Annotated in this window: 9 protein-coding genes; 6 read left to right on the forward strand and 3 right to left on the reverse strand. The window is 61.4% G+C overall.

Annotated elements, in window-relative coordinates:
* Positions 1 to 227 precede the first annotated feature (227 nt).
* Positions 228 to 1,682 (forward strand): TrkH family potassium uptake protein, encoded by a 1,455-nt coding sequence (locus tag HX801_RS13765; RefSeq protein ID WP_177022247.1) that lies wholly within the window; start codon positions 228 to 230, stop codon positions 1,680 to 1,682.
* Here HX801_RS13765 and HX801_RS13770 read toward each other — a convergent pair.
* The gene (locus HX801_RS13770) at positions 1,639 to 2,694 is read right to left on the reverse strand and encodes an AraC family transcriptional regulator (protein WP_003212986.1); all 1,056 of its coding nucleotides are present in this window, start codon (positions 2,692 to 2,694) and stop codon (positions 1,639 to 1,641) included. The two genes, HX801_RS13765 and HX801_RS13770, sit on opposite strands and share 44 nt — an antisense overlap.
* 161 nt (positions 2,695 to 2,855) lie before the next feature.
* Between HX801_RS13770 and HX801_RS13775 the strand changes: the two genes are divergently transcribed.
* Both HX801_RS13775 and HX801_RS13780 read left to right on the forward strand, forming a co-directional pair.
* The gene (locus HX801_RS13775; RefSeq protein ID WP_003212984.1) at positions 2,856 to 3,167 is read left to right on the forward strand and encodes a DUF962 domain-containing protein; all 312 of its coding nucleotides are present in this window, start codon (positions 2,856 to 2,858) and stop codon (positions 3,165 to 3,167) included.
* A gap of 33 nt (positions 3,168 to 3,200) precedes the next feature.
* Positions 3,201 to 3,785: an HD domain-containing protein gene (locus HX801_RS13780; protein ID WP_003212982.1), complete on the forward strand. Its 585-nt coding sequence runs from the start codon at positions 3,201 to 3,203 to the stop codon at positions 3,783 to 3,785.
* Here HX801_RS13780 and HX801_RS13785 read toward each other — a convergent pair.
* Positions 3,782 to 5,056, reverse strand: coding sequence for an MFS transporter (locus HX801_RS13785; RefSeq protein ID WP_052024259.1), 1,275 nt, complete (start codon positions 5,054 to 5,056; stop codon positions 3,782 to 3,784). The two genes, HX801_RS13780 and HX801_RS13785, sit on opposite strands and share 4 nt — an antisense overlap.
* Positions 5,057 to 5,418: 362 nt before the next feature.
* Between HX801_RS13785 and HX801_RS32030 the strand changes: the two genes are divergently transcribed.
* The 3 genes from HX801_RS32030 (at position 5,419) to HX801_RS13795 (ending at position 7,081) form a co-directional block, all read left to right on the forward strand.
* Entirely contained in the window at positions 5,419 to 5,547 is a 129-nt protein-coding gene (locus HX801_RS32030; RefSeq protein ID WP_003212978.1) for a hypothetical protein, read from the forward strand.
* Positions 5,548 to 5,621: 74 nt separating this feature from the next.
* Positions 5,622 to 5,795, forward strand: a complete 174-nt coding sequence (locus HX801_RS13790; RefSeq protein ID WP_008430977.1) for a hypothetical protein — start codon at positions 5,622 to 5,624, stop codon at positions 5,793 to 5,795.
* A gap of 86 nt (positions 5,796 to 5,881) precedes the next feature.
* Positions 5,882 to 7,081, forward strand: a complete 1,200-nt coding sequence (locus HX801_RS13795) for an MFS transporter (RefSeq protein WP_003212974.1) — start codon at positions 5,882 to 5,884, stop codon at positions 7,079 to 7,081.
* On the opposite strand, the gene arfB is transcribed toward HX801_RS13795, so the two are convergent.
* Positions 7,078 to 7,491 carry an alternative ribosome rescue aminoacyl-tRNA hydrolase ArfB gene (gene arfB / locus HX801_RS13800; RefSeq protein ID WP_003212972.1) on the reverse strand — a complete coding sequence of 138 codons (414 nt, stop codon included), beginning with the start codon at positions 7,489 to 7,491 and terminating at the stop codon, positions 7,078 to 7,080. The genes HX801_RS13795 and arfB overlap by 4 nt on opposite strands.
* Between the last annotated feature and the right edge of the window lie 118 nt (positions 7,492 to 7,609).

The raw sequence follows: 7,609 nt of genomic DNA on the forward strand, positions 1-7,609 counted from the left end.
TTTTTTGTGCCTGCCCTCCAAGCTCCATCAACCAGCACAAATCTCCTGTGGGAGCGGGCTTGCTCGCGAAAGCGGTGGGTCAGCCAATGCATCCGTTGACTGATACACCGCTTTCGCGAGCAAGCCCGCTCCCACACTTGATCTGCCACGTCTCCAACGCCCCCCCGGTTTACTTGCCCTGCACCGCAGGTAGAATGGCGCCTTTCCTGTCACCCCGAGCGGACCTCATGGCGTTGCCGACCTTACGGATAATCGGTTTCATTATCGGCATCTTCCTGATCACCCTGGCGATCGCCATGGTCATCCCCATGGCGACCCTGGTGTTTTTTGAACGCACCAGCGACCTGCCGTCGTTCCTCTGGGCCAGCCTGATTACCTTTATCGCGGGCCTGGCACTGGTCATCCCCGGCCGCCCGGAACATGTGCACCTGCGCCCGCGGGACATGTACCTGCTCACCGTCTCCAGCTGGCTGGTGGTGTGCATCTTCGCCGCACTGCCGTTCCTGCTGACCCAGCACATCAGCTACACCGACTCGTTCTTCGAAAGCATGTCCGGCATCACCGCCACCGGTTCCACGGTGCTCAGCGGCCTGGACACCATGTCCCCGGGCATCCTCATCTGGCGCTCGCTGCTGCACTGGCTCGGCGGCATCGGCTTTATCGGCATGGCGGTGGCGATCCTGCCGCTGCTGCGCATCGGTGGCATGCGCCTGTTCCAGACCGAATCCTCCGACCGCTCGGAAAAGGTCATGCCCCGCTCGCACATGGTGGCGCGCCTGATCGTGGCGGCGTACGTGGGCATCACCATCCTCGGCAGCCTGGCGTTCTGGTGGGCCGGGATGGGGCTGTTCGATGCGATCAACCATGCGATGTCGGCAATTTCCACCGGCGGGTTTTCCACTTCCGACGAATCCCTGGCCCACTGGAAACAGCCGGCGGTGCACTGGGTGGCCGTGGTGGTGATGATCATGGGCAGCCTGCCGTTCACCCTGTATGTGGCCACGATGCGTGGCAACCGCCGGGCACTGATCAAGGATCAGCAGGTGCAGGGCATGCTTGGTTTGCTGGTGGTGACCTGGCTGGTGCTCGGCACCTGGTATTGGTGGACCACCAATCTGCATTGGCTGGAGGCGCTGCGCCACGTGGCGGTAAACGTCACTTCGGTAGTCACTACCACAGGTTTTGCGCTGGGGGACTACAGCATCTGGGGCAATTTCTCGCTGATGCTGTTCTTCTACCTGGGCTTTGTGGGCGGTTGCTCCGGCTCCACGGCTGGCGGGATCAAGATCTTCCGTTTCCAGGTCGCCTACATCCTGCTCAAGGCCAACTTGAACCAGCTGATTCACCCACGGGCGGTGATCAAGCAGAAGTACAACGGTCATCGCCTCGATGAAGAAATCGTGCGTTCGATCCTGACCTTTTCGTTTTTCTTCGCCATCACCATCTGCGCCATTGCCCTGGCCCTGTCACTGCTGGGCCTGGACTGGATGACCGCACTGACCGGCGCCGCCAGTACCGTGTCCGGCGTGGGCCCGGGCCTGGGGGAAACCATCGGCCCGGCCGGTAACTTCTCCACCCTCCCGGACGCTGCCAAGTGGATCCTGTCATTCGGCATGCTGCTGGGCCGGCTGGAGATCATTACGGTGTTTGTGCTGTGCATTCCGGCGTTTTGGCGTCACTGACAGGCAGCTCATGCAACCGCGCCCGGTACTCGCCGGGCGTGGCATCGAACCAGCGGCGGAACGCACGAAAGAAGTTGCTCGGGTCGGCAAACCCCAACAGGTAGGCAATTTCCAGCAGGGTCATGCTCGGCTGCGCCAGGTATTGCTCGGCCAGTTCGCGGCGGGTGTCGTCGAGCAAGGTCTGGAAACTCGTGCCCTCCTCCTGCAAGCGGCGCTGCAAGGTGCGCTGGGACAGGTGCAACGTCTGCGCAACCACTTCACGCTTGGGCTCGCCCTGGGGCAGCAATCGGCATAGCACCTGCCGCGCCTTGTGGGTCACCCGGCTCTCGGAAAACCGCGCCAGGTACTCCCCGGCAAAACGATCGTGCAACAACGCCATCGCCTCGTTCGCCGTGGGCAACGGCGCCTCCATATCGGCCCGTTCGAAGATCAGCGCGTCATAGGGCGCGTTGAACACCAGCGGTGCATGGAAGGCTTGTTTGTAGGGCGCCAGGTCCGCTGGCTGATCGCCCTGCACCAGCACCTTGCGCGGTTGCAACGTGCGCCCGGTCAGCCAGCCGCATAACGCCAGGGCACTGGCCAGGGACGCTTCGGCACTTTGCCGGGTAGGCGGCAGGTGGTCGCCGTGCACCGTCAGAATCAGCGCATAACCTTCGGGCAACAGGCGGAAACTCAGGTCGGCACTTTCAGCAATGATTCGCTGGTAACGCACCAGCCGCATAAAACCTTCGGCCAGGGTATTGCTGGACATCAAGGCGTAGCCGGCCACATGAAACGACGCCGGGCGCACCACCTTGCCCATGTTCAAGCCAATCGCCGGGTTGCCCGACAGCTCGACCGCGCGCTGCCAGAGCCGGGTCATGGAGTCCTGGGGGAAGCGTGCATCCGGGTCATTCAGCGCGGCGTAATCCAGGCCAAGCTGCTTGAACAAGGCACGGCAATCCAGGCCGTCCATTTCCAGCGCCTTGACTATCCCCATCGCCCAGCTTGCAGAAGTCGTTCGTTCGCTCATGGCGTTTTCTTAACAAGGAAGGCTGAAACGACAGCCAGGAATCCGAAGGATACTAAAGTGGCATCTATTGTCACTGGCTGTTACCACTGATGACTCTAGACTCAAATAAGCTCCCCGCCGAACATCTGTCGGGCAGAACAATAACCAGAGGGCCGACCACTGTGGAAAATGCCAGGCAATTCAACAGCTTTGCCGATTTCTACCCGTATTACCTGAGCGAACACGGCAACAGTACGTGCCGTCGCCTGCACTTTATCGGCACCAGCCTCGTTATCTTCATTCTCGCGTTGGCGATCGGCAAAGGTGCGTGGTGGCTGCTGCTGGCGCTGCCGGTAGCCGGCTACAGCTTTGCCTGGATCGGCCATTTCTTCTTTGAAAAGAATCGCCCGGCGACCTTCCAGCATCCGCTGTACAGCCTGTTGGGGGATTTCGTGATGTACCGCGACATGATTCTGGGCAAGGTGCCGTTCTAGCCCCACGCTTGAAGAACAATAAGAGAGGCTTTGATGAACCAGCAGGCCCGTTTCACCCATATGCAGGATGGTACCCAGGAAGACTGGGCGATCATCGCCAAGGATTTCAGTGCTTACGCCCGGCAATTGCCAAGCCGGATCCTGGCGCATCTACGGCTGCTGGAGGGCGACTTCGGCGGCTTCCCGGTGGACCGCCTGACCCACTCGCTGCAAACCGCCAGCCGCGCCTGGCACGATGGCCGGGATGAAGAGTACGTGGTGTGCGCCCTGCTCCACGACATCGGCGACACCCTCGGTTCCTACAACCACCCGGACATCGCCGCCGCGATCCTCAAGCCGTTCGTAAGCGCCGAGAATCTGTGGATGGTGGAGAAGCACGGGATCTTCCAGGGCTACTACTTCTTCCACCACCTGGGGATGGACCGCCACCTGCGCGAGCAATTTGGCGACCACCCGCAGTACCGGCAAACCATCGAGTTCTGCGCGCAGTACGACGCGGCGGCGTTCGACCCGGCCTACGACACCCTGCCGCTGAGCTTCTTCGAGCCGATGCTGGCCCGGGTGTTTGCCCAGCCGAAGAACTCGCTCTACAAGGCGGCGATGGAACGCCAGGGTTAAACCGGCAGCAATGTGCCGCCGTGACCGGTTTGGGTGGCTGGCTCCGGATCTTTGACGATCTCCCGGGCCACCATCAGGATCACGATGGCCGCAATGATGTCGAAAATCGCCAGCACCACAAACAGCGGGCTGTAGCCGACCTTGGTCACCAGCACGCCGAACACCGCAGTAAATGCCGCAGCCCCGATAAACCCGCACATCTGCCCGCCACCGGTGGCGGTGGCCACGTCATTCTTGCCGAATGAGTCCGAGGCGATGGAAAACAGTGCACCCGACAAGGTCTGGTGGGCGAAACCGCCGACACACAGCAGGGCAATCGCGGTGTAGGCACTGTCCACCAGGCCGATGCACGCCGGGCCGATCATGCACAGGCAACCGAACAGCATCACCAGCTTGCGCGAGGTGAACAGCGAGACCTTGAAGTAGCGGTGGAACAACGGGCTCAGGTAGCCACCCAGCACACAGCCAATGTCGGCGGCCAGGAACGGCAGCCAGGCGAACAGCGCCATTTCCTTGATGTTCATGTGCCGCTCGGTCATCAGGTACAACGGAATCCAGGCATTGAACGTCTGCCAGGCCGGCTCCGAGAGCATCCGCGCCGAGGCGATGGCGAAAAAGTTGCGGCTCTTGAGGATGCGCTTCCAGCTGGCTTTCTTCTGCACGCCTTCCTTGAGGTGGGTTTCCTGGCCGGCCTCGATGTACTCACGCTCGGCCTGGGCCAGCAGGCGCTGGTCACGCGGGTGCTTGTACAGCAGCAGCCACAGCCCGCTCCACACCAGGCCGATGCCGCCAACGATCAGGAATGCCAACTGCCAGCCGCTGTGCAAAATCGCCCAGACCACCAGTGGCGGCGCCAGCAACGCACCAAACGACGAACCAAAGTTGAACCAGCCGATGGCGACGGAGCGCTCCTTGGCCGGGAACCACTCGGTAATCGCCTTGACGCCGCCGGGGAAGCCCGCCGACTCCGTCAGCCCCAGTGCGCCACGGGCCACTGCCAGGCTCTGCCAACCGGTGGCGAATGCCGCCAGGGCACAGACTACCGACCAGGAGATGGCGAAGATGGCAAAGCCCATCTTGGTACCGATCGCATCGATCACATAACCGGCGATCGGCTGCATCAAGGCGTAGCACACCTGCCAGGCAACAACGATGTGGGAATACTGCTCAGTGGAGATGCTCAGGTCGGTCATCAGCGTGGGGGCTGCGACTGAGAGCGTGTTGCGGGCCAGGTAGTTAATAATCAGGCCGACCGTCATCAGCCCGACCATCCACCAACGGATGCCTTTGATTTTCATCGCTTCACCTTAATTATTTTTAGATTTGAGGCGTACGTTCTGCGACCGAGCGCATCCGTATTACGGGCGCTATAAAACTGTAACGTCATATGTCGTCATACAACTGTTAGCGTTATATTCAGTCAGCAGCACGATGTCAATCCGTTGAAGGCGATGTTGTACGATGACAATCGACACCCCTGTGGCGCCACGTCACTTGCGCGGCGGGATGAAGACGCGTTCATTTTCTGAGATAAAATCTTTCTGTCATTTACAGTGCTGTATCCTGCACAGGCTTTTTGAACGCGCGGAATCACCTGCGATTGATAAAACAGATCTTGCGAGGAGCGACGACGATGCACGAAATCCCTAATCTCCCCTTCCCAAGCCTGCACGAAACTGAGCAGCCAACCCCGCAACAGGCCGGTGCCACCAAGCCCGAGCCCAAAGAGGCAAAACCGGTCGACCGCAAGAGCGAAGACTGAGAGCCGTACCCAGACCGTGTGGAAAGCGTGACATTGCGCGCTTTCCACACCGCCTGAACACCGTGAGCCCCGCCATGACCGACACCACCCCCGATACCGCCCTGCTCGACACTGCCTTGCACATGGTCGACGTATGGAACCGCCTCACCCCGGAAAAACAGGCCCTCCTGCTCAAGCGCTTCGGCACCCAGGAAAACGCCCTCGCCGCGTTGGTAACCACGCAACTGCTCAACCCCGCCGATCGCTAAAAGTTTGCTTTGCTGCCCCCGCACGCGCCCAGCATCGGTATCATAAGCAGCCTATCTTTTCCTGCTGCGACAGTGGACCTCTCCCCATGCCAGATACCCAGCGCCCCATGGCGGTCACGCTGCAAGTCGTTTCCATCGTTTTGTTCACCTTCATCGGCTACCTGAATATCGGCATTCCCCTGGCCGTGTTGCCTGGCTATGTGCACAGCGACCTGGGCTTTGGCGCCGTGATCGCGGGCCTTGTGATCAGCGTGCAATACCTGGCGACTCTGCTGAGCCGGCCCTATGCCGGACGCATCATCGATAATCGCGGCAGCAAGCGCGCCGTCATGTACGGCCTGGCCGGTTGCGGGTTGAGCGGCGTGTTCATGTTGCTCTCGGCGTGGCTGTCACACCTGCCGGCGCTGAGCCTCACCAGCCTGCTGATTGGCCGCCTGGTGCTGGGCAGCGCTGAAAGCCTGGTGGGCTCGGGTTCCATCGGCTGGGGCATTGGCCGGGTGGGCGCGGCGAATACCGCCAAGGTCATCTCCTGGAACGGCATCGCCAGCTACGGCGCCCTGGCCATCGGCGCACCGCTGGGGGTGTTGCTGGTCAGTCATTTCGGGCTGTGGAGCATGGGCGTCAGCATCATCCTGCTGGCGGTGCTGGGCCTGCTGCTGGCCTGGCCGAAAGTCGCCGCGCCGATCGTGGTGGGCGAGCGCCTGCCGTTCATGCATGTGCTGGGGCGCGTGTTGCCTCACGGCTGCGGGCTGGCGCTGGGCTCGATCGGGTTTGGCACCATCGCCACCTTCATCACCTTGTATTACGCGACCCAGCATTGGGATAACGCGGTGCTGTGCCTGAGCCTGTTCGGTGCCAGCTTTATCGGGGCGCGGTTGTTGTTCGGCAATTTGATCAACCGCATTGGCGGGTTTCGCGTAGCGATTGCCTGTTTGTCGGTGGAGACGCTGGGGCTGCTGCTGCTGTGGCTGGCGCCGGATCCTCATTTGGCGTTGGCGGGTGCGGCGTTGAGCGGGTTTGGCTTTTCCCTGGTGTTTCCGGCCTTGGGTGTGGAGGCGGTCAACCTGGTGCCCGCCTCGAGCCGGGGTGCGGCGGTGGGGGCGTATTCGCTGTTTATCGATTTGTCGTTGGGGATCACCGGGCCGTTGGCCGGGGCGATTGCGGCGGGGTTCGGGTTTGCCTCGATCTTCCTGTTTGCGGCGATCGCGGCGTTTGGCGGGTTGCTGTTGAGCCTGTATTTGTATCGGCAGGCGCCGAAGTATCGCGAAGAACGTCAGGCGAGTTAGAAGTCCACCTTGCCGCGGCCGGCCTTGATGCTGCCGCGTTTGGTCTTGGATTCGAGGCGGCGCTTCTTTGAGCCCAGGGTGGGTTTGGTGGGGCGGCGTTTCTTTTCGACCTTGGTGGCGCTGAGGATCAGTTCCACCAGGCGCTCGAGGGCGTCGGCGCGGTTTTGTTCCTGGGTGCGGTATTGCTGGGCCTTGAGGATCAGTACGCCTTCGCTGGTGATGCGGGTGTCGCGCAGGGCCAGCAGGCGTTCCTTGTAGAAGTCAGGCAGGGACGAGGCCGGGATGTCGAAACGCAGGTGCACGGCGCTGGAGACCTTGTTGACGTTTTGACCGCCAGCGCCCTGGGCGCGGATGGCTGTCAGTTCGATCTCGGCGTCGGGGAGGTGCACGTTGTTGGATATCACCAGCATTTTTTAATCGGGCCTTGGGGTGGAGGGGTAAGGATACGCCAATGTGTTGGGCTGCTGGGGGCTGGGGGCTGGGTACATATCCGTTATTTGGGTGATGGCTGATATTGGTTCCGCTCTT

Origin of the sequence: Pseudomonas sp. G1002 (assembly GCF_013385455.1) — a bacterium.
Taxonomy (GTDB): Bacteria; Pseudomonadota; Gammaproteobacteria; order Pseudomonadales; family Pseudomonadaceae; genus Aquipseudomonas.

What these genes read in the sequence shown, in the direction of transcription:
- HX801_RS13795 (WP_003212974.1), top strand. Translation starts at nt 5,882, where the DNA reads ATGCCAGATACCCAGCGCCCCATGGCGGTCACGCTGCAAGTCGTTTCC.
- arfB (WP_003212972.1), bottom strand. Translation starts at nt 7,491, where the DNA reads ATGCTGGTGATATCCAACAACGTGCACCTCCCCGACGCCGAGATCGAA.
- HX801_RS13770 (WP_003212986.1), bottom strand. Translation starts at nt 2,694, where the DNA reads ATGAGCGAACGAACGACTTCTGCAAGCTGGGCGATGGGGATAGTCAAG.
- HX801_RS13780 (WP_003212982.1), top strand. Translation starts at nt 3,201, where the DNA reads ATGAACCAGCAGGCCCGTTTCACCCATATGCAGGATGGTACCCAGGAA.
- HX801_RS13765 (WP_177022247.1), top strand. Translation starts at nt 228, where the DNA reads ATGGCGTTGCCGACCTTACGGATAATCGGTTTCATTATCGGCATCTTC.
- HX801_RS13790 (WP_008430977.1), top strand. Translation starts at nt 5,622, where the DNA reads ATGACCGACACCACCCCCGATACCGCCCTGCTCGACACTGCCTTGCAC.
- HX801_RS32030 (WP_003212978.1), top strand. Translation starts at nt 5,419, where the DNA reads ATGCACGAAATCCCTAATCTCCCCTTCCCAAGCCTGCACGAAACTGAG.
- HX801_RS13785 (WP_052024259.1), bottom strand. Translation starts at nt 5,056, where the DNA reads ATGGTCGGGCTGATGACGGTCGGCCTGATTATTAACTACCTGGCCCGC.